28 protein-coding genes are annotated in these 24,845 nt (G+C 69.3%); 14 read left to right on the forward strand and 14 right to left on the reverse strand.

From position 1 onward, the window contains the following. Positions 1-29 precede the first annotated feature (29 nt). Both ACHFGS_RS07205 and ilvA read left to right on the forward strand, forming a co-directional pair. Positions 30-1,214 carry an AI-2E family transporter gene (locus ACHFGS_RS07205; protein ID WP_394278830.1) on the forward strand — a complete coding sequence of 395 codons (1,185 nt, stop codon included), beginning with the start codon at positions 30-32 and terminating at the stop codon, positions 1,212-1,214. After that, entirely contained in the window at positions 1,211-2,455 is a 1,245-nt protein-coding gene (gene ilvA, locus ACHFGS_RS07210) for a threonine ammonia-lyase (protein ID WP_394278831.1), read from the forward strand. The genes ACHFGS_RS07205 and ilvA overlap by 4 nt, the downstream gene beginning before the upstream one ends. Positions 2,456-2,477: 22 nt before the next feature. Here ilvA and greA read toward each other — a convergent pair whose 3' ends face one another. Then, entirely contained in the window at positions 2,478-2,960 is a 483-nt protein-coding gene (greA, locus tag ACHFGS_RS07215) for a transcription elongation factor GreA (RefSeq protein WP_394278832.1), read from the reverse strand. Positions 2,961-3,033: 73 nt separating this feature from the next. Further along, positions 3,034-3,438 carry a DUF4307 domain-containing protein gene (locus ACHFGS_RS07220; protein WP_394278833.1) on the reverse strand — a complete coding sequence of 135 codons (405 nt, stop codon included), beginning with the start codon at positions 3,436-3,438 and terminating at the stop codon, positions 3,034-3,036. A gap of 61 nt (positions 3,439-3,499) precedes the next feature. Between ACHFGS_RS07220 and ACHFGS_RS07225 the strand changes: the two genes are divergently transcribed. Beyond that, positions 3,500-3,802, forward strand: coding sequence for a hypothetical protein (locus ACHFGS_RS07225; protein ID WP_394278834.1), 303 nt, complete (start codon positions 3,500-3,502; stop codon positions 3,800-3,802). On the opposite strand, the gene ACHFGS_RS07230 is transcribed toward ACHFGS_RS07225, so the two are convergent. After that, a complete protein-coding gene (locus tag ACHFGS_RS07230; protein WP_394278836.1) occupies positions 3,774-4,478 on the reverse strand; it encodes a hemolysin III family protein in 705 nt (234 codons plus the stop codon). The genes ACHFGS_RS07225 and ACHFGS_RS07230 overlap by 29 nt on opposite strands. A 120-nt stretch (positions 4,479-4,598) precedes the next feature. Between ACHFGS_RS07230 and ACHFGS_RS07235 the strand changes: the two genes are divergently transcribed. The 3 genes from ACHFGS_RS07235 to ACHFGS_RS07245 all read left to right on the forward strand — a co-directional run bounded on the left by ACHFGS_RS07235 (position 4,599) and on the right by ACHFGS_RS07245 (position 8,011). Beyond that, a complete protein-coding gene (locus ACHFGS_RS07235; RefSeq protein WP_394289307.1) occupies positions 4,599-5,384 on the forward strand; it encodes an isoprenyl transferase in 786 nt (261 codons plus the stop codon). Between the two features lie 28 nt (positions 5,385-5,412). Next, positions 5,413-6,489 carry an aminotransferase class V-fold PLP-dependent enzyme gene (locus tag ACHFGS_RS07240; protein ID WP_394280335.1) on the forward strand — a complete coding sequence of 359 codons (1,077 nt, stop codon included), beginning with the start codon at positions 5,413-5,415 and terminating at the stop codon, positions 6,487-6,489. Positions 6,490-6,655: 166 nt separating this feature from the next. Then, a complete protein-coding gene (locus tag ACHFGS_RS07245; RefSeq protein WP_394289308.1) occupies positions 6,656-8,011 on the forward strand; it encodes a PhoH family protein in 1,356 nt (451 codons plus the stop codon). A 60-nt stretch (positions 8,012-8,071) separates the two neighbouring features. Here ACHFGS_RS07245 and ACHFGS_RS07250 read toward each other — a convergent pair whose 3' ends face one another. The 7 genes from ACHFGS_RS07250 to xseA are packed head-to-tail and all read right to left on the reverse strand — an operon-like array spanning position 8,072 to position 13,952. Beyond that, positions 8,072-8,728, reverse strand: coding sequence for a response regulator transcription factor (locus ACHFGS_RS07250; protein WP_394280022.1), 657 nt, complete (start codon positions 8,726-8,728; stop codon positions 8,072-8,074). Continuing rightward, positions 8,725-9,702 carry a sensor histidine kinase gene (locus ACHFGS_RS07255; protein WP_394280023.1) on the reverse strand — a complete coding sequence of 326 codons (978 nt, stop codon included), beginning with the start codon at positions 9,700-9,702 and terminating at the stop codon, positions 8,725-8,727. Before ACHFGS_RS07255 ends, ACHFGS_RS07250 begins: the two co-directional genes overlap by 4 nt. 10 nt (positions 9,703-9,712) lie before the next feature. Continuing rightward, positions 9,713-11,110: a class II fumarate hydratase gene (locus ACHFGS_RS07260; RefSeq protein WP_394280024.1), complete on the reverse strand. Its 1,398-nt coding sequence runs from the start codon at positions 11,108-11,110 to the stop codon at positions 9,713-9,715. Between the two features lie 53 nt (positions 11,111-11,163). Then, the gene (locus tag ACHFGS_RS07265) at positions 11,164-11,817 is read right to left on the reverse strand and encodes a carbonic anhydrase (RefSeq protein ID WP_394280025.1); all 654 of its coding nucleotides are present in this window, start codon (positions 11,815-11,817) and stop codon (positions 11,164-11,166) included. Beyond that, positions 11,814-12,431 carry a DUF4245 family protein gene (locus tag ACHFGS_RS07270; RefSeq protein ID WP_394280026.1) on the reverse strand — a complete coding sequence of 206 codons (618 nt, stop codon included), beginning with the start codon at positions 12,429-12,431 and terminating at the stop codon, positions 11,814-11,816. Before ACHFGS_RS07270 ends, ACHFGS_RS07265 begins: the two co-directional genes overlap by 4 nt. Then, a complete protein-coding gene (locus ACHFGS_RS07275; protein ID WP_394280027.1) occupies positions 12,431-12,652 on the reverse strand; it encodes an exodeoxyribonuclease VII small subunit in 222 nt (73 codons plus the stop codon). The genes ACHFGS_RS07270 and ACHFGS_RS07275 overlap by 1 nt, the downstream gene beginning before the upstream one ends. Positions 12,653-12,662: 10 nt before the next feature. After that, positions 12,663-13,952 (reverse strand): exodeoxyribonuclease VII large subunit, encoded by a 1,290-nt coding sequence (xseA, locus tag ACHFGS_RS07280; protein ID WP_394289309.1) that lies wholly within the window; start codon positions 13,950-13,952, stop codon positions 12,663-12,665. 93 nt (positions 13,953-14,045) lie between these two features. On the opposite strand from xseA, the gene ACHFGS_RS07285 reads away from it, so the two are divergent. The 3 genes from ACHFGS_RS07285 to ACHFGS_RS07295 all read left to right on the forward strand — a co-directional run bounded on the left by ACHFGS_RS07285 (position 14,046) and on the right by ACHFGS_RS07295 (position 17,962). Continuing rightward, positions 14,046-15,071: a 4-hydroxy-3-methylbut-2-enyl diphosphate reductase gene (locus tag ACHFGS_RS07285; protein WP_394280036.1), complete on the forward strand. Its 1,026-nt coding sequence runs from the start codon at positions 14,046-14,048 to the stop codon at positions 15,069-15,071. After that, positions 15,068-15,592, forward strand: a complete 525-nt coding sequence (locus ACHFGS_RS07290; protein ID WP_394280029.1) for a DUF6264 family protein — start codon at positions 15,068-15,070, stop codon at positions 15,590-15,592. The genes ACHFGS_RS07285 and ACHFGS_RS07290 overlap by 4 nt, the downstream gene beginning before the upstream one ends. Before the next feature lie 66 nt (positions 15,593-15,658). Continuing rightward, on the forward strand, positions 15,659-17,962 hold the full coding sequence (locus ACHFGS_RS07295; RefSeq protein ID WP_394280030.1) for a peptidoglycan DD-metalloendopeptidase family protein: 2,304 nt from the start codon (positions 15,659-15,661) through the stop codon (positions 17,960-17,962). Positions 17,963-18,034: 72 nt separating this feature from the next. Here ACHFGS_RS07295 and fbaA read toward each other — a convergent pair whose 3' ends face one another. Continuing rightward, the gene (gene fbaA / locus ACHFGS_RS07300; protein WP_394280031.1) at positions 18,035-19,066 is read right to left on the reverse strand and encodes a class II fructose-bisphosphate aldolase; all 1,032 of its coding nucleotides are present in this window, start codon (positions 19,064-19,066) and stop codon (positions 18,035-18,037) included. A 186-nt stretch (positions 19,067-19,252) separates the two neighbouring features. Between fbaA and glpX the strand changes: the two genes are divergently transcribed. Both glpX and ACHFGS_RS07310 read left to right on the forward strand, forming a co-directional pair. Further along, on the forward strand, positions 19,253-20,242 hold the full coding sequence (glpX, locus tag ACHFGS_RS07305; protein WP_394280032.1) for a class II fructose-bisphosphatase: 990 nt from the start codon (positions 19,253-19,255) through the stop codon (positions 20,240-20,242). Positions 20,243-20,439: 197 nt separating this feature from the next. Next, complete coding sequence (locus tag ACHFGS_RS07310) at positions 20,440-20,634, forward strand: UDP-N-acetylmuramyl pentapeptide phosphotransferase (protein WP_394280033.1); 195 nt, start codon at positions 20,440-20,442, stop codon at positions 20,632-20,634. A gap of 1 nt (position 20,635) precedes the next feature. Here the strand turns inward: ACHFGS_RS07310 and ACHFGS_RS07315 are convergent, their stop codons facing one another. Next, on the reverse strand, positions 20,636-21,919 hold the full coding sequence (locus ACHFGS_RS07315) for a DNA recombination protein RmuC (protein ID WP_394280037.1): 1,284 nt from the start codon (positions 21,917-21,919) through the stop codon (positions 20,636-20,638). Positions 21,920-21,969: 50 nt separating this feature from the next. Continuing rightward, the gene (locus ACHFGS_RS07320) at positions 21,970-22,563 is read right to left on the reverse strand and encodes an exonuclease domain-containing protein (protein ID WP_394280034.1); all 594 of its coding nucleotides are present in this window, start codon (positions 22,561-22,563) and stop codon (positions 21,970-21,972) included. Positions 22,564-22,673: 110 nt separating this feature from the next. On the opposite strand from ACHFGS_RS07320, the gene ychF reads away from it, so the two are divergent. After that, positions 22,674-23,747 carry a redox-regulated ATPase YchF gene (ychF, locus tag ACHFGS_RS07325; RefSeq protein WP_394289310.1) on the forward strand — a complete coding sequence of 358 codons (1,074 nt, stop codon included), beginning with the start codon at positions 22,674-22,676 and terminating at the stop codon, positions 23,745-23,747. Positions 23,748-23,771: 24 nt separating this feature from the next. Here the strand turns inward: ychF and ACHFGS_RS07330 are convergent, their stop codons facing one another. Next, on the reverse strand, positions 23,772-23,999 hold the full coding sequence (locus ACHFGS_RS07330) for a hypothetical protein (RefSeq protein WP_394289311.1): 228 nt from the start codon (positions 23,997-23,999) through the stop codon (positions 23,772-23,774). A gap of 461 nt (positions 24,000-24,460) precedes the next feature. On the opposite strand from ACHFGS_RS07330, the gene ACHFGS_RS07335 reads away from it, so the two are divergent. Both ACHFGS_RS07335 and ACHFGS_RS07340 read left to right on the forward strand, forming a co-directional pair. Further along, positions 24,461-24,694: an Arc family DNA-binding protein gene (locus tag ACHFGS_RS07335; protein ID WP_394289312.1), complete on the forward strand. Its 234-nt coding sequence runs from the start codon at positions 24,461-24,463 to the stop codon at positions 24,692-24,694. Next, positions 24,691-24,845, forward strand: a 155-nt coding sequence (locus tag ACHFGS_RS07340; RefSeq protein ID WP_394289314.1) for a PIN domain-containing protein, incomplete at its 3' end; no start/stop codon positions are given. The genes ACHFGS_RS07335 and ACHFGS_RS07340, both read left to right, overlap by 4 nt.

The following is a 24,845-nucleotide window of genomic DNA, read 5'->3' on the forward strand; positions in this document are numbered from 1 at the left end:
GGCGCCCTTTCGCGCCGGAGGGTGATTGCGTGAGCAGTGATGAGCGCAGAGGGCGCGGCGGGTTCTTTGACGCTCTGACACAGCGGACAGTCTCCACCGAGATCTCCTCCACGGTTCCGCGCGGGTTCCAGCTGGCTGCGGCCTACGCATGGCGCTTCCTCGTCGTCGCCGCCGCGATCGCGGTGTTCATCTGGATCATCATCCAGCTGAAGCTCCTCGTGATCCCGCTTCTCGCGGCCATCCTGATCACTGCCCTGGTCTGGCCCCTCTTCTCGCTTCTGGTAAGACACCGCGTTCCCCGCTGGCTCGCCGTCCTGGTGACCGTCGTCGTGACCCTCGCGATCGCCTCGGGCCTGGTCGGACTCGCTGTTTGGCAGATCTCCCTCGAGGCATCCGCCGTCCGCGATCGCACCATCGTCGCCCTCGCCGAGTTCCGCGACTACCTCATCGATGGCCCACTTCACCTGACCGGTGGTCAGATCGACGGCACCATCGACCAGCTGTTCGGCATCCTGCAGGAACAGGCCCAGCTGCTCTGGACGGGCGCGCTCGCGATCGGCACCACTCTCGGCCACGTCGCCACCGGTGTCCTGCTGGCCCTGTTCATCCTCATCTGCACCCTCGCCGACGGCGGCGGGATCTGGCGCTGGACCGTCCGCCTGTTCCCGCGGCGCGCCCGTGCCGCCGTCGACGGTGCCGGCCGGGCCGGTTGGCAGACCGTCATCAACTACTCGCGCACCCAGCTGCTCGTGGCGACGATCGACGCCATCGGCATCGGGGTGGGAGCCTTCCTCCTCGGCGTGCCGCTCGCTGCGCCCATCGGCGTGCTCGTCTTCCTCGGCGCATTCGTCCCGTTCGTCGGTGCCGTCCTCACCGGCGCTCTCGCGGTCTTCCTCGCGCTCGTCTACAACGGCCCGTGGATCGCCCTGTGGATGCTCGTCATCGTCCTCGCCGTCCAGCAGGTGGAAGGACACATCCTGCAGCCGCTGCTGATGGGAGCCGCGGTCAAGGTGCACCCCCTCGCCGTCGTCCTCGCCGTGGCCGGAGGCGCGATGGTCGCCGGCATCGCCGGCGCCGTCTTCGCCGTCCCCCTGGCCGCCTTCGCTAACGTGGTCTGGCTGTATCTGTCGCGTCGCGGGTGGGAGCATCCCGTGCAACCCCTGCCGACCGATCTGATCTGGAGTACCGTCCCTCGCCCGAGGGGACGCGCGTGACCGAGGAGAGCACCATCACCCACCCGACCCTCGCGGAGTTCGAAGACGCCGCCGCACTGTTGAGCGACGTGGTCTCGCACACTCCCGTCGAAGCCTCCGACTACCTCTCCGGCGTCCTCGGCGCCCCGGTCTTCCTCAAACTCGAGAACCTCCAGCGCACCGGTTCATTCAAGATCCGCGGCGCCACTTACCGCCTCTCCCGGCTCAGCGCCGAGGAGCGCGCCCGTGGCGTCGTCGCGGCATCCGCCGGCAACCACGCGCAGGGCGTCGCCCTCGCCGCGCAAAAGCTCGGCATCCCGGCGACCATCTTCATGCCGCTGGGCGTGCCCGTTCCCAAACTGCTCGCCACCCGCGGCTACGGCGCCGATGTCGTCTTGGAGGGCGCGACCTTCGAGACGCCGCTCCGGCTCGCGCAGGAGTTCGCCGAACGGACCGGGGCCGTCTTCATCCCGCCCTACGACCACCGCGACGTCGTGATCGGGCAGGGCACTCTCGGGCTCGAGCTCATGGACGAGATCCCCGGGCTCGACACGGTGCTCGTCGGCATCGGCGGCGGGGGACTGGCCGCAGGGATCGCCGCGGCCGTGAAGGCGCGCGCCGCGGCTGAGGGTCGCACCGTCCGCGTGATCGGCGTGCAGGCGGAGAACTCGGCCGGCTACCCGGTATCACTCGCCGCCGGCACACCGATCGAAGCGGAGACGAGCCCGACGATCGCCGATGGCATCGCCGTCAAGCGGCCCGGGGACGTGCCCTTCAAGATCATCCGCGACCTCGTCGACGAGGTCGTCACCGTCAGCGACGACGACATCGCGCGCGCCATCCTGGTGCTCATCGAACGCGCCAAGCAGGTCGTCGAGCCCGCCGGCGCCGTCGGCGTCGCGGCGATCCTCACCGGAAAGGTGATCCCCACCGGCCCGACCGTCGCGATCCTCTCCGGCGGCAACATCGACCCGCTGCTGCTGCAGCGTGTCGTGGCGCACGGTCTTGCGGCATCCGGACGGTACATGACCCTTCAGGTGCCGCTGCCCGACCGCCCCGGCCAGCTCGCGCGCGTGTCCGAGCTGCTGTCGACGGTCGGTGCGAACGTCATCGAGGTGCTCCACACCCGTCACGGGCAGGGCCTGCAGATCAGCGAAGTGATCCTGCAGCTGAGCGTCGAGACGCGCGGCGAGGAGCACCGTGCGCAGGTGCTGGCGATCCTGCAGGAGGCCGGCTACAAGCCGACGGTCCTGCCGGACTGATCCGCGGCCGAAGCCGCCGCACTCACTGGCCCGCGTAAGTCTCGACCTTCACGATCTCGACGCTGATCGACTTTCCGTTCGGCGCCGTGTAGGAGGTCTTCTCGCCCTCCTTGAGCCCGAGGATCGCCTCACCCAGCGGGGAGGCCTCGCTGTAGACGTCGAGCTCGCTGTTCGCCGCGATCTCGCGGTTGCCGAGCAGGAACACCTCTTCGCCACCGGCGACGACAGCGGTCACGACCGTGCCGGACTGCACCGTGCCGTCGGATTCGGGGGCGACGCCGACCTTGGCCTCCTTGAGCAGCTGCTGGAGGGTGCGGATGCGCGCCTCCTGCTTGCCCTGCTCATCCTTGGCCGCGTGGTAGCCGCCGTTCTCCTTCAGGTCGCCCTCTTCGCGCGCCGCCTCGATGCGCTTGGCGATCTCCTCACGGCCCGTCGTCGACAGCTCTTCGAGCTCGGCGGCGAGGCGGTCGTACGCCTCCTGGGTGAGGAAGGTCTCCGTGGACATGTGTATCTCCCGATGTCGTTCGAGGGGTAAGCCAAACGCCCCAGCTTCATGCCGGGGCGCGTGAACACACAGACTAAGGGATCCAGCAGGAGCGGACCAAACCGGTGGTCGCCTCCGACACCGTCGGCACCGTCTCCACGACCATCCGCGATCGCTCCTCGGATGCCGCGTACTCCACGATCTTCCACCCCACCACGCCGTGCTCGGTGTCCTGTGCTTCGAAGGCGCAGGCGACCGCTGTGCCCGCGGCGATGGAGATCTGTGCGCGGACGGCGACGGTGTGGTCGTCGACGACCTCGTAGCCGTTCGTCTCCGCGTCGACGGTGGACATCGCCCCCGTCACGGTCGACCAGCTCAGCAGCACCGTGGCGACCGCAGCGATGCCGATGCCCACGATCCATGCGAGCCGGCGGCGCACCGACGACCCGGCTCGGCCGTACCGCTCCGCGAGCTTGCGTTCGACGTCGGTGGGGGTCATGCGGCATCCGATCTAGGCTGGAGTTCCAGGCTATTCGCTCTGGCTGAGAGATAGAGGATCCATGCTCGACCTTCCCTGGCTCGCAGGGCTCGCGACCCCGTCGCCGACGTCCACCGTCCGCGCCGACGACGTCACCCCGGGCATCGCCGGATTCATCGCGATCGCGGTCGTCGCGATCGTCATCGTGCTGCTGGCGATCGACATGCTCCGCCGCATCCGGCGCGCGCAATACCGGCTCGACGTCCGCGAGGAACTGGATGCCGAGGAGGCAGCCGCCCGCGCCGCCGAAGAGCCCGCATCACCGGTCGGCGACGCGCCCCGCGGCGATGGTGACGTCAGCCCGGAAGACCCAGCGAAGGGCTGAACGGCTCGAGCGAGATCAGCAGGCACGCCGTCCAGTGGCAGAGGAACGCCAAGACGGTGCAGACGTGGAAGATCTCGTGGAAGCCGAAGTGCCCGGGCCACGGGTTCGGGCGTTTCATGCCGTAGACGATCGCCCCGCCCGTGTAGAGCAGGCCGCCGACGATGACGAGGATCATCATCGCGACGTTCGTCTGGAGAAGGTCGCCGAGGTACATCACGGCCGCCCACCCCAGCAGCAGGTAGAGCGCGACGTAGAGCCAGCGCGGTGCGTTGATCCAGAACACCCGGAACAGGATGCCGAGAAGGGCGCCCGACCACACCAGCACGAGCAGGAGCGTCCCCTTGTCGGGGGGGAGCGCGAGCGTCGCGATCGGGGTGTAGGTCCCGGCGATGAGCAGCAGGATGTTCGCGTGATCGATGCGCTTGAGGACGATCTTCGTCTTCGGGCCCCAGTCGAACCGGTGGTACAGGGCTGAATTGCCGAACAGCAGGAGCGAGCTGGCCATGAAGACGGCCGCGGCCCACTTCGCGGGGCCGCCCTCGGCGAGCACGATCAGGACGATTCCGGCGGCGATCGCCACCGGGAACGTGCCGGCGTGGACCCAGCCGCGCCACGTCGGTCTGATCTCCGCGTGCGCATCGGCGGAGGCGGCCTCGATGAGGGGGAGTTGCGGCATCTCTGCGCCGTCGGCGGGCGAGTGTCGGTTCACATCGCCGAGCCTACGCGCGCAGTCATGCCTGCCGACACATACGCGTCGGGGCGGGGACTCCGCGCGCGGCAGGGGTAGCGTAGACACGTGACTCGCGCCGGATCGACCCAGGGACGGGGCCTTCTCTACCGGCTCTACAGCTCCCGGCTCCGCCGCGAGATCGAGGCTCGGAGCGTCCCGCATCACGTCGCGATGATGATCGACGGCAACAGGCGGTGGGCTCGCCAGCTCGGGTACACGACGGTCTCGCACGGCCACCGCGCCGGAGCCGCGAAGATGCACGAGTTCCTCAAGTGGTGCGACGAGCTCGGCATTCAGGTGGTGTCCCTCTACCTGCTCTCGACCGACAACCTCACCAAGCGCGACAGCCAGGAGCTCACCGATCTCATCGAGATCATCGCCGAGCTCGCCGAGACGCTGTCGCAGGAGCCGGGTTGGCGGGTTCAGCACGTCGGGCGCGCGGAGATCCTCCCGCCCGAGCTGGCCGAAAGCCTCCGCACGGTGGCCGAGCGCACCCGCGAGAATACCGGCCTTCACGTGAACCTCGCCGTCGGCTACGGCGGGCGTGGGGAGATCGTCGATGCGGTGCGGAGCATCATCGTCGCGCACCACGCCCGCGGCGGTTCACTCGAGGAGCTCGCCGAGAGTCTCACCCCGGAGCAGATCGGCGAGCACCTGTACACCGGCGGCCAGGCCGATCCGGACCTCGTGATCCGCACCTCCGGCGAGCAGCGCCTGAGCGACTTCCTGCTGTGGCAGTCCGCGCACAGCGAGTTCTACTTCGTCGAGGCCCTCGGGCCGGACCTCCGTGAGGTCGACTTCCTCCGCGCGATCCGCGATTTCGGCGACCGCGACCGCCGCTTCGGCAGCTGATCGCGGACCGCGGGGGCCCGGCGCCGACATGCTCTCAACGGGCCGCGCGGCGGGCATCGACTTCGTCTGGCAGCGCGTGGACGAGGCGCGCGCCCTCGTCGGCGATCTGCTCGGTCTTCCCGCCGAGGGGGTCGTCCTGCAGCCGTCCACGACGCAGGGTCTGACCCACGCGCTGTACGGCCTGTCCGGCGAGGTGCTCGTCTCGCCCTGGGAGTTCCCCGCCCTTCCGGTGGCGGCTGCTCGCGCGGCCGCCTTCCGCGGGGTGCTCCGCGTCCGGGAGATCGAGGCTGCCGACCGTGGCGTGACCGTCGACACCGTGCGCGACGCGCTGACCGATGAGACCACCGCGGTCGCCGTCAGCGCCGTCGACTACCGCACCGGCTACCTCGCCGACCTCACCGGCATCCGCGAGGTGATCGGCGACCGCCTCCTCATCGTCGACGCCGTGCAGGCGTGCGGTGTCACCGAGCCCGACTGGGCTGCCGCGGACGTCATCGCCGGAAACGGCTACAAGTGGTTGCGCGCGGGACGGGGGAGCGGCTTCGCCTGGTTCTCCGACCGCGCGCGCGAGCGCATCGAACCCGTCCTCTCGGGGTACGCGGGAATGGCCGGGGAAGTCGGTGACCTCGAGGTCGCCCCGGTCCGAGCGGATGCCGCGGCGTACGCCATCTCCCCGGTGGACCCCATGGCGGCCGGGCGTTTGGCCGCAGCGCTCCGTGAGGTGTCCGCCGCGGGCGTCTCCGGCATCGCCGAGCGCGTCGCCGCCCACGCCCAGCGCGTCATGGCGATCGCCGACGCGCACGGCATTCCGGTCGTCACCGATCGCGAGCGCCACGCCGGCATCGTCGCGCTGGACCCGCCCGCCGAACTGACCGGTCCCATCGGCGCGTCCCTCACCAACGCCGGCCTCACCGTCACTGTGCGCGGCGGCCTGGTCCGCATCTCCGCCCACGCGGGAACGAGCGAGGACACGCTCCGCCTGCTCGACGACGCCCTCGCAGAGGCCCGGACGATGGTACCGCCCGTGCCCGTGGCCCCGACACCGTTCGACGCGCCCATCTCGCTGCCCGAGGGCGCGATGCTCGAGGGACCCCTGGAGAGTTAACCTCGCCGTCACAATCGTGCGGCGTGTCGGATGCGGCATCCGCCACCGACGGAGCCTACGTTCATCCCAACGGGCAAGGAGCCCGTTCGAGTCGGCCTCTCACGACTCGTGACCCCAGGTCGACTCGTGACTGCCGGGTGTGTGACACCCGGGGCGGGAGTGGGTTGTGGCCACACGAGCACCTGAGAAGCAGCGTCACCTCGACTCGGCCGCGGAAGCGGCCTCGGACCAGGATCTGCGCACGTACGTGCTGGACACCTCGGTCCTGTTGAGCGATCCGCGTGCACTTTTCCGGTTCGCCGAGCATTCCGTCGTCCTCCCGGTCGTGGTGGTGACCGAGCTGGAGGGCAAGCGTCACGACCCGGAGATCGGGTACTTCGCACGGCAGGCGCTGCGGCACCTCGACGAACTGCGCGTCGAACACGGACGCCTCGACTTCCCCGTGCCGGTCGGTGACGGCGGCACCCTGCGCGTCGAGCTCACCAACACCGACCCCACCGTGCTCCCCGCCGGCATGCGGCTCGGCGACAACGACACCCGGATCCTCTCGGTCGCCATGCACCTGAGCCAGGAGGGCCAGTCGGTCACCGTGGTCTCCAAGGACCTCCCGATGCGCGTCAAAGCGGCATCCCTCGGTCTGCACGCCGAGGAGTACCTCGCCGAACAGGCGGTCGACTCGGGCTGGACGGGCATCGCGTCCATCGACGTGTCGGGCGACGAGGTCAGCGACCTCTACGACAGTGAAGTGGGCGTCAGCGAAGACGTCCGCGGACTGCCCGTCAACACCGGTCTCGTGATCCACTCCGAGCGCGGCTCCGCCCTCGGTCGCGTCACCGGCAACGGCTCCTACAAGCTCGTGCGCGGTGACCGCGACGTGTTCGGTCTGCACGGGCGGTCGGCCGAGCAGCGCATCGCGATCGACTTGCTGCTCGACCCCGACGTGGGAATCGTGTCCCTCGGCGGGCGTGCCGGCACCGGCAAGTCGGCGCTCGCGCTCTGCGCGGGGCTGCAGGCGGTGCTCGAGCAGCAGCAGCAGAGGAAGACCATCGTCTTCCGCCCGCTGTACGCCGTCGGCGGCCAGGACCTCGGGTACCTCCCCGGCGACCAGGGCGAGAAGATGAACCCGTGGGGCCAGGCGGTGTTCGACACCCTCGGCTCCGTCGTCTCGGGCAACGTCCTCGAAGAGGTCGTCGCGCGCGGGATGCTCGAGGTCATGCCGCTGACCCACATCCGCGGCCGGTCGCTCCACGACGCCTTCGTGATCGTCGACGAAGCTCAGTCGCTCGAACGCAACGTGCTGCTGACGGTGCTCAGCCGGATCGGCCAAAACTCGCGCGTCGTCCTGACCCACGACGTCGGACAGCGCGACAACCTGCGGGTCGGGCGTCACGACGGCATCGCCTCCGTCATCGAGACCCTGAAGGGTCACGGCCTGTTCGGGCACGTCACGCTGACCCGCTCGGAGCGCTCGGCGATCGCGGCGCTGGTGACCGACCTGCTGGAGGCCGGCGAACTCAGCTGAGCCGGCGGAAGAAGGCCCTCGGCACCGTGCTTATCCGCGCGGCGCCGAGGGCCTTCATCGTCACTCCCAGCGGTACCCCACGCCGCGGACGGTCGAGATGAGGTTCGGGCCGACCTTCGCGCGCAGATAGCGCACGTACACGTCGACCACGTTGGAGCCCGGATCGAAGTCGAGCCCCCACACACGGCTGAGGAGCACTTCACGCGTCAGCACCTCGCCGGGGTTCCGGAGGAACTGCTCGGCGAGGGCGAACTCCCGCGCCGACAGGTCGATGTCCCTGCCCCCGACCGTGGCACGGCGGGCGAGGATGTCGAGGGTCACCGGGCCGCGGCTGAGCACCATCGCAGCGCCGCCCGTGCTCTCGCGCAGTCGCGACCGGACGCGCGCCATGAGCTCTGCGACGGCGAACGGCTTGGGGACGTAATCGCTCGCGCCCGCGTCGAGACCCTCGATCGTGTCGCTCGTGCCGCTGCGCGCGGTGAGCATGATGACCGGCGCCGTCACGCCCTCGGCACGCAGATGCCGCAGCACCTCGAAGCCGTCCATGCTCGGCAGGCCCACGTCGAGAACGATGAGGTCGACGTCGCCCTCCAGTGCGAGGTCGATCGCCTCGGGTCCGTCTTCGGCGCCGACGGCGTCGAAGCCTTCGGCTCGGATCGCCCGGGAGACGAGCGAGACGATGTGCGGCTCGTCGTCGACGATCAGGATGCGGGTCATTCGGTGGCCTCTCGCTGAAGGAGGACATCGCCGGCACGGATGGGGGAGGGCAGAGCCCCCCGCTTGCCGATCGGGATCTCAAGGGTGAACGTAGCACCGCCGCCGGGGGTGTCCGCGACGGTGCAGTGGCCGCCGTGCGCCTTCGCGATCGCGTCGACGATGGCCAGACCCAACCCCGACCCGCCCACGTGGCGTTTCCCCTGGCCCCGGTCGAACCTGCGGAAGATGCGGTGGCGGAGGGCGGGAGGGATGCCGGTGCCGTGATCACGGACCCAGAACTGCGCGCCGGCGGCATGCAGGGCGCTCCCGAGCTCGATCTGCGATCCGGCGGGTGAGTACTTCGCGGCGTTGTCGGCGAGCTGCAGCCAGGCCTGCAGGAGACGGTCGCCGTCGGCGCGGATCATCCCCTCCGCGCACTGCTCGATGTGCCAGCCGTGATCTCCGATCACAGCGACCATCTCGGCGACGCGCTGCGTCAGTCCCGTGACGTCGACATCGCCGTAGGCGAGCTGGCCGCCCTCGACCGCCGCCAGGACGTCGATGTCGCCGATGAGGCGCGTCATCCGATCGAGCTCGGCCATCCCGAGCTCCCGGATGGAGGCCACGTCCTCGGGGTCTGCGGGATCCATCACCTCGAGATGGCCCCGCACGATGGTGATCGGCGTGCGCAGCTCGTGCCGGACGTCGTCGAGCAGACGTCGTTGCGACTCGATCGCGTTCTCGGCGGCATCCGACCCCGGCACCGCGCCCTCGTTCCGGCGATCCCCCACGGCCCACGCGACGACGCCGATGCTCGCGAGGGCCGGGACGGATGCCAGGAACCAGGCGAGGGCGACCCAGCCGGCGAGGGTGGGCGCACCCACCAGCACGACGACGAGCGCCGCCGATCCGACGGCGATCAGGCCTGCAGCCGAGACGGCGAGGATGATCCTCAGGCCCGGCGTGGACCGGCGCGGAGCGGCGGCGCTGTTCACCGTCGTGCGATCAACCCGGGTGGGTCATCGACAGCAGGTCGAGCTTCTCGTCCAGCTGCGCCTCGGTCAGCTCACCGCGCTCGACGTAGCCGAGGTCGATGACGGCGTCGCGGACCGTGATGCCCTTGGCGACAGAGTGCTTGGCGATCTTCGCCGCCGCCTCGTAGCCGATGAGCTTGTTCAGCGGCGTCACGATCGACGGCGACATGCCCGCGTACGCGGCGGCACGGTCGAGGTTCGCCTCGAGGCCCGTGATCGTCTTGTCCGCGAGCACGCGGGACGCGTTGGCGAGCAGGCGGATCGACTCCAGCAGCGCGGTGCCCATGACCGGGATCGCGACGTTGAGCTCGAACGAGCCCGATGCGCCTGCCCAGGCGACCGTCGCGTCGTTGCCGATGACGCGGGCGGCGACCATGAGGACGGCCTCCGGGACGACCGGGTTGACCTTGCCCGGCATGATCGACGAACCCGGCTGCAGGTCGGGGATGTGCAGCTCGCCGAGACCCGTGTTGGGACCCGAGCCCATCCAGCGGATGTCGTTGTTGATCTTCGTCAGCGAGACCGCGATCGTGCGGAGGGCGCCGGACGCCTCGACGAGGCCATCGCGGTTGGCCTGCGCCTCGAAGTGGTCCTTCGCCTCGGTGATCGGCAGCTCGGTCTCGGCCGCGAGCAGCTCGATGACCTTCTGCGGGAAGCCGAGCGGGGTGTTGATGCCGGTGCCGACGGCGGTGCCGCCGAGGGGGACCTCGCCGACACGGGGGAGGACGGACTGCACACGCTCGATGCCCAGGCGCATCTGGCGGGCGTAACCGCCGAACTCCTGGCCGAGGGTCACGGGGGTCGCGTCCATCAGGTGGGTGCGGCCGCTCTTGACGGCGTCCTTCCACAGCTCGGCCTTCTCCTCGAGCGCGACCGAGAGGTGGTCGAGCGCCGGGATGAGGTCGTCGATGAGCGCCTGCGTCACGGCGATGTGCACGGAGGTCGGGAACACGTCGTTCGAGGACTGCGACGCGTTGACGTGGTCATTCGGGTGCACGGGCGAGCCGAGCTTGCCCGTCGCGAGCGTCGCGAGGACCTCGTTCATGTTCATGTTCGAGGACGTGCCCGACCCGGTCTGGTAGGTGTCGACCGGGAAGTGCGTGTCGTACGCGCCCGAGGCGACCTCGTCGGCGGCCCACGCGATGGCGTCGGCGATCTCACCGTCGAGGGTGCCGAGGTCCTTGTTGGCGAGGGCCGCGGCCTTCTTGATGCGGGCCAGAGCGGCGATCTGGGTGGATTCGAGGCCCTTGCCGGAGATCGGGAAGTTCTCCACGGCACGCTGCGTCTGCGCGGCGTAGAGGGCGTCCTTCGGGACGCGGACCTCTCCCATGGTGTCGTGTTCGATCCGGTATTCGGTCGCGTCAGTCATGACGTTCACATCCTCGTTTCAGGTGACTGCGTCTGCGGAAGACGGGTGGGTGGTCAAGCGGTCTCGCCGGCGAGGCCGACGATGAGATCGGGGATCGCCGTGCCGTCAGCGAGTCGGTAGTTCGCGCCGACGATGGCGAGTCGGCCCTCGGCGACGGCGTCGCTGATGAGCTCGGAGGATTGCAGCAGGCTGCCGACGGTGTCGCGGAGGTGCTGACGGCCGACCTCCTCAGCGTCCACGTTCTCGCTCGTGACGCCCTGGGGCGCCCCGGCGCGCAGCACGCGGCGGACGGCCGGGACGATGGGAGCGACCTGGCGCCAGATGTGCGGGGGCAGGGACGGTGCGTCGATTCCCGTCGACTCGATGGCCGCGCGGACCGCGCCGCACTCGTCATGGCCGAGGACGACGATCAGCGGAACGTGGAGGACGGCGACGGCGTACTCGAGGCTGCCGACGACGGAGTCGGAGATCACCTGACCGGCGTTGCGGACGACGAACAGGTCGCCGAGCCCGAGGTCGAAGATGATCTCCGCGGCCAGGCGCGAGTCGGAGCAGCCGAACAGTGCGGCCGTGGGGCGCTGCACGTGAGCCAGCTCGTGACGACGTTCGGCATCCTGACGGGGATGACGGGGTTCGCCGCTGACGAAACGGCCATTGCCGTCGAGCATGTCCGACCAGACACCGGCCGGGGTCGCCTCTGCGCTCATCCGAGCTCCTCTCGCAGGTCGCGGATCTGGTCGCCGAGACCGGTCGCGGCCTCTGCGGCCTGCTCCGCGGTCGTGTCGCCGTAGATCAGGATCGTGTCGCTGCCGGCGTCGGTGGCCAGCGCGTAGGAGATGTTGTCGACGGGGCTCGCGAGGTCGTAGACATCCCACTCGATACCGTCGATCGTCTCCGAGCCGGTCGGGGCGAAGCCGCCGAGCTCGCGGGCGATCCAGTCGTCGGCGGTGTCGAAGGCCTGCGAGACGCGGATGAAACCGGATGCCGGTGCGTACACGACCCGCCACGCGCCACCCTCGATGCGGGCGGAGTTCGTCCGCCAGTCCTCGGGCGCGTCGGGCACGATGACCGCGTGTCCGACTGCCCCGGAGGCCTCCTCCGCCGCGGCCACCACGTCGGCCTCCGGCTGATCGGGCGGAGTGCCGCGGGGCACGCCGAGGATCACCACGGCGACGATCGCGACGCAGACGATGAGTGCGGCGATCAGGTTCCGGAAGGTCTTGCTCGAGCGGTAACGCTGCGAGGCGGCGGCCTTGCGGGACGCGGTCTCCTCAGCCGTCTCAGGACGGCCGAGTTCAGCGACGATGCGCGGGCGGGCCATCAGGATGCCGATCCCTCGGACGGCCGGACCTCTTCGAGGCGACGCTTGGCGCCGACGAGCCACTCCTCGCAGCGCGCCGCGAGCGCTTCGCCGCGGGTCCAGAGGGTGAGGGACTGTTCGAGGGTCGGGGCGCCCTGCTCGAGCTGGGCGACGACCTGGACGAGCTCGTCGCGGGCCTGTTCGAACGTGAGGGTCGACACGTCGGAGGCGTCGCTGGTCATGGTCTCCATCCTAAGACGGCCCCGGGCCCTCGCCGGACTGCGAGATCTCCCCCTCCGAGCGGGCCGCGAAGGAGCCGCGGGCGACCGTCACCGTGACCGCGGAGCCGGCGGCGGCCTGCGCGGCATCCCGCACGATGACGCCGTCGGCGAGATGCGCGATGGCGTATCCGCGCTCCAGCGTCGCGCCGGGGGAGAGGGCGCGCAGCGACGCGCGGAGCTCGGCGGTCGTGAGGGCCGCGGCATCCCACTGGCGACGGACCACGTCGCGGCCGCGCATCGACAGCGACCAGATCTCCTGCGAGCGTCCGGTCAGGAGCGATTCCGGGTCGCGGAGGACGGGTCTCGAGCGGAGCTGCTGGAGGGCATGGATGTCGTGCGCGATCCGCTGCGTGAGGCGGGTGCGGGCACGCGACCGCAGCTGCTGCACGAGGGCGCGCTGCTCGGTGACGTCGGGCACGACGCGCTTGGCGGCATCTGTCGGAGTGGAGGCGCGGAGGTCTGCCACATCGTCGAGCAGCGGATGGTCGTTCTCGTGGCCGATCGCCGAGACCACCGGGGTCTTGGCCGCTGCGACGGCGCGCACGAGCTTCTCGTCGCTGAAGCCGAGCAGGGTCTGCGGGTCGCCACCGCCGCGCGTGATGATGATGACGTCCACCTCGGGATCGGCGTCGAGGGTCTTCAGAGCCGCGATCGTCTCGGGGACGCACCGGTCGCCCTGGACGGCGGCGTGGATCGTGCGGAAGCGGACGTGCGGCCACCGGAGCTCCGCGTTGCGGTGCACATCCTTCTCGGCATCGCTGCGCTCACCCGTGATCAGGCCGATCACATGAGGGAGGAAGGGGAGGGGCTTCTTGCGAGCGGCGTCGAACAGGCCCTCGGCGCGCAGCTGAGAGCGCAGTCGCTCGAGCCGCTCCAGCTGGTCCCCGAGACCGGTGTGACGCATCGCGGAGACGGTGAAGCTGAAGTCGCCCGTCTTCACGAAGTAGTCGGGCTTCACGCACGCGACGACCCGGTCACCGACCTTGAGATCGTCGGGGGTCCGCTGCAGGGTGGACGACCACATGCGGAACGACAGCATCCCGTCGCCGCCGGTGTCCTTGAGGCGTCCGAAGACGTGACCGCCGCGGAGATTCCAGGCGGTGATCTCCGCCTCGACCCACACCGCACCCCACTTCTGCACGAAGTCGCGGATCGTCTCGTTCAGCCGCGACACCGAGGTGGGCGTATCGGGGGAGGAGTCCCGCGGGTGCACCGCGTCGGGCGGGGGCGTGGCGCCGGCTGCGGTCTGGAAACTCGTCACGGACACCCATCTTGGCGCATCCGCCCTCTCTCAGGCGGGGGTTCGTAGAATCGAGGAGTGACTTCCACCACCGTGCCGCTGCCCACCCCTCGCATCCCCGGGGCACGGGGGCGTCTCCTCGACCTCCCGGTCGCCGGCCCCAAGCGCGTGCTGCTGGCCGCGCCGCGCGGCTACTGCGCGGGCGTCGACCGTGCCGTCATCGCCGTCGAGAAGGCGCTCGAGCGGTACGGTGCGCCGGTGTACGTCCGCAAGCAGATCGTGCACAACATCCACGTCGTCACCGAACTCGAGTCCAAGGGTGCGATCTTCGTCGACGAGGTCGACGAGGTCCCGCCGGGTGCGCACATCGTCTTCAGCGCGCACGGGGTGAGCCCCGCCGTCGTCGGCGCCGCCGCGGACCGGGGACTGCAGGCCATCGATGCGACATGCCCGCTGGTCACCAAGGTTCACCGCGAGGCCGTCCGCTTCGCCCGCGACGACTTCGAGATCCTGCTGATCGGGCACGAGGGGCACGAGGAGGTCGAGGGCACGGCCGGTGAGGCGCCCGACCACGTCACGGTCGTGAACTCGCCCGACGAAGCCGACACGGTGGTCGTGAAGGACCCCGACAAGGTCGTCTGGCTGTCGCAGACCACGCTGTCGGTCGACGAGACGATGGACACCGTCCGCCGCCTCCGGGAGCGGTTCCCGAACCTCCAGGATCCGCCCAGCGACGACATCTGCTACGCCACCCAGAATCGCCAGGTGGCCATCAAGAAGGTCGCCGTCGACGCCGATCTCGTGATCGTGGTCGGCTCGGCGAACTCCTCCAACAGCGTCCGTCTCGTCGAGGTGGCCCTCGAATACGGGGCGAAGGCCGCGTACCGCGTCGACTACGCGAGCGAGATCAAGCAGGAGTGGCTCGACGGCGTCGAGACCGTCGGAGTGACCTCCGGCGCCTCCGTTCCGGAGGTGCTCGTGCAGGAAGTGCTCGCCGACCTGGCCGGAGCAGGCTACGCCGACGTCGGCGAGGTGAAGACGGCGGAGGAGGACCTCATGTTCTCGCTGCCCAAGGAACTCCGTCAGGACGTCGCCGGACGTCGCGACGAGCGCGCCCTCGGAGGGCGGACCCGCTCGTGAGCGACCCGCGGCCGGCTCCCCGCTACGGCGAATACGCGACGCCGGAGGAGCAGCGGGCCGCCATCCGTGAGCCTGCACCGGGGCCCGCGCCTGCGGCATCCGCTCCTCATCGGCCTGCGCAGACGGCCCCTGCGACGACCGTCGCGGCGCAGCCGACGCGTCTCGCCGACCGGATCATCACGATGATCCTGCTGGGCTACGGGCTGCTGACGGTCCTCACCGCGATCCCGCAGATCCTCGACTTCACGGCGTTCGCGCAGACGTGGATGGATGCCGTCGGCGTCGACGGCGAGTTCACGAACACCGACCAGGGGCGCACGTGGGGCATGGTCGGGGCGATCGTCTTCGGCATCGGCTGGCTCATCACCGCGGCACTGTCCTGGCTGTCGCTGGTGAAGCGGCGGGTGACGTGGTGGATCCCGCTGGTCGGCGCGATCGTCACCTTCGGCATCGTGAGCGCTTGTCTGGTGGTGCCGCTCCTCGGTGACTCCGCCGTCGCGGCCCACTTCGGCGCCGCCTGATCCTGCGCCGCCTGGTAGCGTCGTCGTGCGCGGGGCATCACGCGCGCGTGTACTGAGGGGGACTCCATGGCGCGGTCGATCGCGGAACGCGTACGGCAGCGGTTGTGCGGCATCGGCGTTGCAGTGGCGCTCGCCGTTTCCCTCGTGCCTGCGGGTGCTGCGAGCGCTGCGGCCGCCACGCCCACGCCGGCGACCCCCGTCGTGGTTCCCACCGCGTCACCGACGCCGACGGAGCAGCCGTTCACCGTTGCGCCGCAGCCGCAGATCACCGGGACGGCCCGTGTCGGTCTCACGCTCACCGCCACGACTCCGGACTGGTCGCCGGTGCCCGCGCACACGTATCAGTGGCTGGTGGACGGGGTTCCCGTCGCCGATGCCGTCGGTCCCACCTGGCAGGTCACCGCCGCGGCCGCCGGCAAGCGGGTCACCGTCGCCGTGACGGGAACCCTTCCCGGATACGTCACCACGACCGTCACATCCGAGCCTACGGCCGCGGTCGTGCGCGGCCGCTTGACCGCGAAACAACCGGCGATCTCGGGAACTCCGACGGTCGGGCGCACCCTGACGGTCCGCGCGGGTGATTGGGGCCCCGCTCCGGTGCGTGTCACCTATCAGTGGCTTCGAGACGGTGCCGTCATCAGCGGGGCGACCGCCTCGAGCTACAAGGCCACCCGCGCGGATGACGGCCGAGTCGTGGCCGCTCGTGTCATCGTCCGCAAGGACGCGTACCACACCGCGAGTCGCACGACATCGGGCGTGCGCATCGGCAAGCCGATGACGAAGACGGTGGCGCCGACGGTGTCGGGCACCTTCGCCGTGGGGCGCACGCTCACGGCTCGAGTCGCGCCCTGGAGCCCCGACGGCGTGCGCCTGAACTACCAGTGGTATCGCGGCTCCAGCCGGATCCCCGGCGCCACGACCAGCAGGTACACCCTGCGCGACGCGGACGGCGGGCACAAGATCTGGGTCCGTGTGGCCGGACGGAAGCCGGGTTACACGATGGCAACCCGTTCGAGCACATCGCGGACCGTCTTGCGGGTGCTGACGGTGCCGGCATCGGTGTCCGTCACGGGCGACAAGACCGTGGGGACGACGCTCACGGCTTCCGTCGGTACGTGGGGCCCGAAGCCGGTGTCCTTCCGTTACCAGTGGCTCCGCGACGGGAAGAACATTCCGGGAGCGAAGGGACGGACCTACCGACTGACCGACGCCGATGCCACCCACCGCATCTCGGTGAGGGCCGCGGGGCTCAAGGGCGGCTACGCCACGGTGCGTCGCACGAGTCCGGCGTTCCTCGTGAAGTGGGCCTTCGCATCCGCTCCGACGCCGAAGATCACCGGCGACGCGAAAGCGGGCGGCCTCCTGACCGCGAAGATCGGGACGTGGCGGGAGACGCCCGACACCCTGCAGGTGCAGTGGCGTGTCGACGGCGGAGCGATCGCCGGCGCGACAAGCGATACCTTCGAGGTGCCCGCCTGGGCGGCGGGCCGTGAGATCACGGTGGTGGTGACAGGAGCGAAGAAGGACTTCGTCACGGTCACGAAGACGTCCCCCGTGACCGCCGTGTCGTGGTCGCTCGGGTCCGCCATCACGGGCGGCACCTCCATGCGTCCGGGAGTGCAGATCACCTCACCGAACGGGCGGCACCAGTTCGGTCTCCTCGGCGACGGCAACCTCGTGCTGTCCGATGGAACCGTGCCCGTTCGTTCCGGGGCGACGACCGGCATGATCGATGGAATGCTCCAGTTCAGCGGGGACGGCGAACTGATGATCGTCGATCCGCAGGGAGTGGCCGTCTGGTCCACGCAGACGGGAGGTCAGGGCGCCACGGCTCTGACCATCGAGGACGACGGCGTCGCGCGTCTGGTGGGAGCGGAGGGAAACGTCGTGTGGTCCAGCGACGCGCTCGCTCCCTTCACCGATGCCAGCGCCGCAGCGGCGGGCGTCCCCGGGCGTTACGGATGGGCGTTCCCGATCCTCCCGAGCGGGAAGTTCACGACGTACGCGGGGCACAGTGGCGATGACATCGCCGCGCCCAGGGGAACGCCGGTCTACGCGATGCGCGGCGGGACCGTCGCGGTCCGGGAGATCTGGATCACATCCGGCTGTCCTTCCTGGGCGCCGAACCGCACCCGCCAGAAGGAAGTCGTCGTCACCTCCGTCATCGATGGGCGCACGTTCGTGGCCGTGTACGCGCATCTCGACGCCTTCTCCGTGAAGACCGGGCAGCAGGTGTCCGCCGGGCAGAAGATCGGCACGGTCGGCTCGACGGGCTGCTCCACGGGGCCGCACCTTCACACGGCCTTCACCGTCGACGGTGAACGGTACGCGCTGTATCCGCGGGACGTCCTCGGCGTGACCGCGTACTGACCGCCCGCGCGGCGGCACGAGGAAGCCCCGGCTCGCAGTGCGTGCGAGCCGGGGCTTCGTTCGTGGCTGAACTCAGGCGGCGAGGGACTTGCCGGCCGAGCCGAGCTGCTGGGTCGCGGCGGCGACACGCTGCGCCATCGCCGACTCGGCGATCTTGCCCCACGCGCGGGGGTCGTACTGCTTCTTGTTGCCGACCTCGCCGTCGAGCTTCAGCACACCCTCGTAGTTGGCGAACATGAAGCCCGCGATCGACCGGGTGAACGCGTACTGGGTGTCGGTGTCGATGTTCATCTTCACGACGCCGTTCGCGACGGCCGTGGCGATCTCCTCGTCGGACGAGCCGCTCCCGCCGTGGAAGACGAGGTCGAGGGGCTTGGGGCCGGTGCCGAAGTGCGCGGCGATGCCCTCCTGGATCTCGCCGAGCAGCTCGGGGCGGAGCTTGACGCCGCCGGGCTTGTAGACGCCGTGCACGTTGCCGAAGGTGAGGGCCGAGATGTAGCGGCCGTTCTCGCCGAGGCCGAGCGCTTCGACGGCCTTCGTCACGTCGGCGACGGTCGTGTAGAGCGCGTCGTTCGAACCCTCGTGAGCGACACCGTCCTCTTCGCCGCCCACCACGCCGACCTCGATCTCGAGGATCGCGTTGATGTTCTTCATGCGGGGGAGCAGGTCCTTGGCGATCTCGATGTTCTCGTCAAGCGGCACGGCCGAGCCGTCCCACATGTGCGACTGGAAGATCGGGTTGCGACCGGCCTTTACCTCTTCCTCGGATGCCGCGATGAGGGGCAGCACGAAGCCGGGCAGGGCGTCCTTGGGGCAGTGGTCGGTGTGCAGTGCGACCGTGATCGGGTAGTTCTTGGCGACCTCGGTGGCGTACTTGGCGAAGGCGATCGCGCCGGTGGCGCGGCCCTTCACGGTGTGACCGGCGAAGTAGTCCGCACCGCCGGTGGTGACCTGCAGGATGCCGTCGGAGCCGGCCTCGGTGAGGCCCTGCAGAACGGCGTTGATCGTCTGCGAGCTCGACACGTTGATCGCGGGGTAGGCGAATCCGCCCGCCTTCGCGCGGTCCAGCATGTCGGCGTACTGGTCAGGGGTGGCGACGGGCATGAGTCAGCTCCTCGAGGATGTCCGGTGATTCATCGCCACTCTATCGAAGCGGCGTCTCGCTGCGGATGACCAGCGCCCGGAATCGGATGAGCGCGCCCCTACGATTTTGATAACAATCCCGAATCCTTCGCCTCGTCGTGGTGAGGATCGGCGGGGATCGGCGAGAGCGAGTCCTAGGCTGAGGGCATGGTGAGCCTGACTGCCGACATGAGTCCCCTGCATCCCGATCGCAATCTGGCCCTCGAGTTGGTGCGCGCCACCGAGGCGGCCGCGATCCGTTCGGTGCCGTTCATCGGGCGGGGCAAGAAGGAGCTCGCCGACGGGGCGGCCGTCGACGCGATGCGGGCCTTCCTCACCACGGTGAACTTCGACGGCTCCATCGTGATCGGCGAGGGCGAGAAGGACAACGCCCCGATGCTCTACAACGGCGAGAAGGTCGGCACCGGCCGCGGCCCGCAGTGCGACATCGCCGTGGACCCCATCGACGGGACGACCCTGACGGCCGAGGGACGCAACAACGCGCTCTCCGTGCTCGCGGTGTCCGACCGCGGCGCCATGCTCGACGCATCCAGCGTGTTCTACATGGACAAGCTCGTCACCGGCCCCGCCGGTGTCGGGGTCGTCGACATCCGTCTTCCCGTCGGTGAGAACATCCGACGACTCGCGAAGTCCCTCGGAAAGCCCGTCGACGAGATCGTGGTGTCGGTGCTGAACCGGCCCCGCCACGCGAAGCTGATCGACGAGATCCGCGAGGCCGGCGCCGGCACCCGGCTCATGAGCGACGGTGACGTCGCCGGCGGTATCAACGCCGCGCGGCATAACGCCCGCACGGACATGTGCGTCGGGATCGGCGGCAGCCCTGAGGGCATCGTCACGGCGTGCGCGATCAAGGCGCTCGGCGGTCACATCCAGGGTCGTCTGTGGCCGCGGGACGACGATGAGAAGCAGCGCGGCATCGACGCCGGCCTCTCCCTCGACGGGCACGTGTACGAGGCCGACGACCTGGTCCGCGGCAACAACACGATCTTCGTCGCGACCGGCGTGACCAACGGAGAGCTCGTTGCGGGGGTCCGCCGGGAGGGCGGCTACGTCTACACCGAGAGCGTCGTGCTGCGCGGCGCGTCGGGCACGCTCCGCCGGATTTCGTCGGAGCATCTCACGTCGAAGTGGCTGTGACAAGGGACGCGCGATAACGCGTCGTCCTGGGGTCTTCGGGCATCCCTCTGGCACAATGGGCGACGGCGCCCGCTTTCACGGGCGCCACCTCACAAAGGTCAGGAGTGCTCATGCCCGCAGCTTCCAGCGATCCCCGTACGGGTCAGCTTTCGCTTTCGGGACCCCTGCCCGCAACGCGAACCGGCCAGATCCCCGTGGTGACCGCACAGCCTGTGGCTGAGAAGCTGAGCACCGCGCAGATCGCCATCCAGAACGACCCTGCGCGTCGGCCGGATGTCCTCCTGCGTCGCCGGATGCCCCCCGGTCACCAGATCAGCGCGTGGTGGATGATCGGCGCCTTCGTCGGCGTCACGGTCGGGACCGTCGCACTGTTGAACTTCTTCCCCATCTGAGTCAGTCCTCCGAGAGGCGCCCGCGCACGCCGCCCAAATCCGCCGTGAGCTCAGCGGACACGTCCCCATCCGTGTGGCCCTCCGTGAACTCCGGTGCGGTGAGCCGTCGAGGCGAGGCGTGGATGACAGCCGGCGGAGCGGTGGCATCCAATTTGCTCTCGTCGATTCCCGGGAATCGGCGGGCGCTGACGAGCACTCGGCTCTCCAGCGACCCGGCGAGCTTGTTGTAGCTCTCGACGGTCCGCTCGATCGCGCGGCGCAGGTCGTCGGCGTGCGCGGCGAGCGACCCGAGCCGGTGGTAGAGCTCGTTGCCGAGGTCGAAGAGCTTCCGCGCCTCGTCGGAGACATCCTGCTGGGTCCACGTGTAGGACACGGTCTTGAGGACCGCCCACAGGTTGACGGGGGAGGCCAGCGCCACCCGGCGGCCGAAGGCGTACTCCAGCAGGGCGGGGTCTTCTTCGAGAGCGGCGGCGAGGAGGGATTCACTCGGGATGAAGCAGACGACGAACTCGGGGCTGCTCGGAAGCCCCGCCCAGTACTGCTTCTTCGCGAGCGCGTCGACGTGGGCGCGGACCGCTTTGACGTGACGCTCCAGCAGTCGCTTGCGACGGGCTCCCTCCTCGCCGACGGCGGTCGCGGGGATCTCAGCTGCCTCCAGATAGGCGTCGAGGGGAGCCTTCGCATCGACGGCGAGCGCCTTGTCGCCGGGGAGGCGCACGATGAGGTCGGGCCTGCCCGCTCCGGCGTCGCTCGACACCGAGGACTGCGTCTCGAAGTCGACGAAGCGTGTCAGACCCGCAGACTCGACGATCCGGCGCAGCTGGGTCTCACCCCACACGCCGCGTGCGCTGCCCGAGCGGAGCGCGCCGGCGAGGGATTCCGTCGTGGCACGGAGGGCCTCTTCGGCTTGGTGTGAGCGGCGCAGCTGTTCGGCGAGCGAGCCATACTGCTCGTGCCGCTCGCGCTCGAGGCGCTCCACCTTCTGCTGCATGGCAGCGAGGGAGTCCTGCACCGGCGACAGCGCCCGCAGCACCAGCTGCTCGCGGCGATCCCGCTCCTCGCGCCGGGCATCGTCCGCCCGAGCCTGAGCAGCCAGCTCGACCTGGAACGCTCTCTGCTGATCGAGCTGGGTCTTGAGCGCGGATCGCTCGGCTTCCACGGCGGCGAGATGAGCAGCTGCGCGCTCTCGACGCGTCGCGGCGCGGGCGGTCGCGGCGGACCATCCCGCGAGCAGGCCTGCGAACAGGGCGGCGACGGTCAGTGCGGCGACAGAGACGGCATCCATGATCCCCATGCTGTCGTGGACCTCCGACACGCGCCCTCCGACGCACGGAGTCAGGGGGCGACGGCCACCGCGTCGGGCACCGGGAGCTGCGGAATCCGCACGCCGAGGAGCATCGCGAGCTCGACCACGTCTGTCGCTCCGGCACGCTGGGCGGCGTCGATCATGACGTGCGCACACGCCAGGGCATCCGCGGCTGCATCGTGGTGCGCGAAGTCGAGATGACCTGCCGCCGCGGCGACGATCGGCAAGCGGTACGAGGGGAGCTCGTAGCTCTTGCGCGCCACCTGCACGCTGCAGAGGTAGCGAGCCGGCGGGACGACGAGTTCGGTGGCCTCGCACGCGCTCCGCAGGACCCGCATGTCGAACCCGGCGTTGTGGGCGACGAGGACGTCGTCGCCGATGAATTCGCAGAGGCGGGGGAGCTGATCCTGCCACGTCGGTGCATCGACCACGTCTTCGGGACGGATGCCGTGGATCCCGACATTGATCTCGAAGAACCGGTCGTGTCCGGCCGGCGGGCGAATGAGCCAGCCCTCGGATGCCACCACGCGACCGTCCCGGACGCGTGCGAGCCCCACCGCGCAGGCGGACGCACTCGAAGAATTCGCCGTCTCGAAGTCGATGGCGGTGAAATCGAGGGGCATGCCTTCACCTTCGCCGTTGCGCCCCAACTCAGCGGACAGGCGCGCCGTGAGCCGCCGAGCCGAGGCTCCGCCGCGTCGGAAAGGGACGACGCCACGTAGACTGGATGCCCGTGGCTCTCACCATCGGAATCGTAGGACTGCCCAACGTCGGCAAGTCGACTCTCTTCAACGCACTGACCAAGAACGACGTGCTCGCGGCGAACTACCCGTTCGCGACGATCGAGCCGAACGTAGGGGTCGTGAATCTGCCCGACCCGCGCCTGGACACGCTCGCGGAGATCTTCGGCTCGGAGCGGATCCTCCCCGCCACGGTGTCGTTCGTCGACATCGCCGGCATCGTCCGCGGCGCGAGCGAGGGCGAAGGCCTCGGGAACAAGTTCCTCGCGAACATCCGTGAGGCCGACGCCATCGCGCAGGTCGTGCGCGGCTTCGCCGACTCCGACGTGGTCCACGTCGACGGTGCGGTCGACCCGAAGAACGACATGGAGACGATCAACGCCGAGCTCCAGCTCGCCGACCTCGAGACGCTGGAGAAGGCGATCGTCCGGTATGAGAAGGAGGTCCGTGGCAAGAAGCTCGACCCGATCGTGCTCGAGACTGCCAAGGCCGCCCAGGAGGCACTGCAGCGCGGTGAGCTGCTGTCGGCATCGGGAATCGACCTGGCTCCGATCCGCGAGCTCGGGCTCCTCAGCGCCAAACCCTTCATCTTCGTCTTCAACGTGGACGAGACCGTGCTGACCGATGCCGACCGCAAGGCGGAGCTCGCGGCCCTCGTCGCTCCCGCGCAGGCCGTCTTCCTCGACGCGAAGATCGAGTCCGAGCTCATCGACCTCGACCCCGAGGACGCTGCGGAGCTGCTCGCCTCCACCGGTCAGGACGAGTCCGGCCTCGACCAGCTCGCCCGCATCGGCTTCGACACTCTGGGCCTGCAGACCTACCTGACCGCAGGGCCCAAGGAGTCCCGGGCATGGACGATCGGCAAGGGATGGAAGGCCCCCCAGGCGGCCGGTGTGATCCACACCGACTTCGAAAAGGGGTTCATCAAGGCCGAGGTCATCTCGTTCGAGGACCTCGTGGCGACCGGTTCCGTGCAGGAAGCACGCGCGAAGGGCAAGGCCCGGCTCGAGGGCAAGGACTACGTCATGCAGGATGGCGACGTCGTGGAGTTCCGCTTCAACAACTGAACGGCGTTTGGAAGTGGCCTGGGCTCAGGCCATCCGCGGGTAGTCGATAGTCAGCAGACTGCCGTCGCGGATGTCGCGGAGCACGTCCTCGGTGAGATCTCCCACTCGGACACCTCGAGCGTGGGAGGGCACGACATCGTCGTCCTCAGGGCTCCACGCGCGGAGTACTGCGATGCGCGAGACGTTCGTGACGTGGTCCGGCATCTCGCGCAACCACCCGAGCCACGCGTCGGCGTCGATCTCCTCTTGCACGGGTGGGTCGTTGCGACGCCCGATGAGACTGTCGCAGTCGCACATCCGGCGGGTCAGTGTGAACACCGCCGACGAGCCCCGCACTCGACCGGAGGCTATGCGCATGGGGGTTCGCAGGGGAGGCACGCCCAGCCTGTCCTCGGTGAATCGCTGGAATTCCGAAGTGAAAGCTGCGGCGTTGATCGCCCACAGATTGGTGGCGCACATGCTCTCCATCTTTCCGCGTTCGACCGCCGCTGTGCACACCGCTAACGGTGACGTAACCCGGTGGAGTTTCGTTTCAACGTATAGTCGCGTTCCGCTTAAACCTTGCCATCGCCTAGGCCGCATGCCGGGTGTCAACTCGGATGAGGGTCTTCGGTTTGGGGATCGAAGAGTTCATCGATCCTGCAGTCGAAGACCGCTGCCAGACGGAAGGCTAGCTGCGCTATCATGGTTGATAGCAGAAGGAGGTGGCCCGGATGTCATCCATCATCGTCCGAGGTCTCGATGACCATGTGAAGCAGCAGCTGGCATCGCAGGCGAAGGAGCACGGGCGGTCCATGGAGGCCGAGGTCCGCGACATCCTCACGAAGGCCGCTCGACGGCCGCACATCGGCATGGCTCTTCTGTCTGTGGCACGGCATGTCGATGGGGTCGACGAGTTGCCGGTTCCGACGCGCGATGATGTCGCAAGGGCGGCGGACTTCGAATGATCGTCCTCGACACGAACGTCATCTCGGAGATCTTTCGGCCCTCTCCGGAGCCTCGTGTCGTCGAGTGGCTTGTGTCCTTGACGGGCGACGTCGCGATCACTTCCATCACTCTCGCGGAGTTGCTTGCCGGTGTGCGCAGGCTCCCGAACGG

Origin of the sequence: Microbacterium sp., assembly GCF_043427715.1 — a bacterium.
Lineage (GTDB): Bacteria > Actinomycetota > Actinomycetes > Actinomycetales > Microbacteriaceae > Microbacterium.

What these genes read in the sequence shown, in the direction of transcription:
- ACHFGS_RS07315 (WP_394280037.1), bottom strand. Translation starts at nt 21,919, where the DNA reads ATGGATGCCGTCTCTGTCGCCGCACTGACCGTCGCCGCCCTGTTCGCA.
- ACHFGS_RS07250 (WP_394280022.1), bottom strand. Translation starts at nt 8,728, where the DNA reads ATGACCCGCATCCTGATCGTCGACGACGAGCCGCACATCGTCTCGCTC.
- ACHFGS_RS07295 (WP_394280030.1), top strand. Translation starts at nt 15,659, where the DNA reads ATGGCGCGGTCGATCGCGGAACGCGTACGGCAGCGGTTGTGCGGCATC.
- ACHFGS_RS07260 (WP_394280024.1), bottom strand. Translation starts at nt 11,110, where the DNA reads ATGACTGACGCGACCGAATACCGGATCGAACACGACACCATGGGAGAG.
- glpX (WP_394280032.1), top strand. Translation starts at nt 19,253, where the DNA reads ATGGTGAGCCTGACTGCCGACATGAGTCCCCTGCATCCCGATCGCAAT.
- ACHFGS_RS07320 (WP_394280034.1), bottom strand. Translation starts at nt 22,563, where the DNA reads ATGCCCCTCGATTTCACCGCCATCGACTTCGAGACGGCGAATTCTTCG.
- ACHFGS_RS07220 (WP_394278833.1), bottom strand. Translation starts at nt 3,438, where the DNA reads ATGACCCCCACCGACGTCGAACGCAAGCTCGCGGAGCGGTACGGCCGA.
- greA (WP_394278832.1), bottom strand. Translation starts at nt 2,960, where the DNA reads ATGTCCACGGAGACCTTCCTCACCCAGGAGGCGTACGACCGCCTCGCC.
- ACHFGS_RS07270 (WP_394280026.1), bottom strand. Translation starts at nt 12,431, where the DNA reads ATGGCCCGCCCGCGCATCGTCGCTGAACTCGGCCGTCCTGAGACGGCT.
- ACHFGS_RS07275 (WP_394280027.1), bottom strand. Translation starts at nt 12,652, where the DNA reads ATGACCAGCGACGCCTCCGACGTGTCGACCCTCACGTTCGAACAGGCC.
- ACHFGS_RS07225 (WP_394278834.1), top strand. Translation starts at nt 3,500, where the DNA reads ATGCTCGACCTTCCCTGGCTCGCAGGGCTCGCGACCCCGTCGCCGACG.
- ACHFGS_RS07230 (WP_394278836.1), bottom strand. Translation starts at nt 4,478, where the DNA reads ATGCCGCAACTCCCCCTCATCGAGGCCGCCTCCGCCGATGCGCACGCG.
- ACHFGS_RS07265 (WP_394280025.1), bottom strand. Translation starts at nt 11,817, where the DNA reads ATGAGCGCAGAGGCGACCCCGGCCGGTGTCTGGTCGGACATGCTCGAC.
- ACHFGS_RS07240 (WP_394280335.1), top strand. Translation starts at nt 5,413, where the DNA reads ATGCTCTCAACGGGCCGCGCGGCGGGCATCGACTTCGTCTGGCAGCGC.
- fbaA (WP_394280031.1), bottom strand. Translation starts at nt 19,066, where the DNA reads ATGCCCGTCGCCACCCCTGACCAGTACGCCGACATGCTGGACCGCGCG.
- ACHFGS_RS07335 (WP_394289312.1), top strand. Translation starts at nt 24,461, where the DNA reads ATGTCATCCATCATCGTCCGAGGTCTCGATGACCATGTGAAGCAGCAG.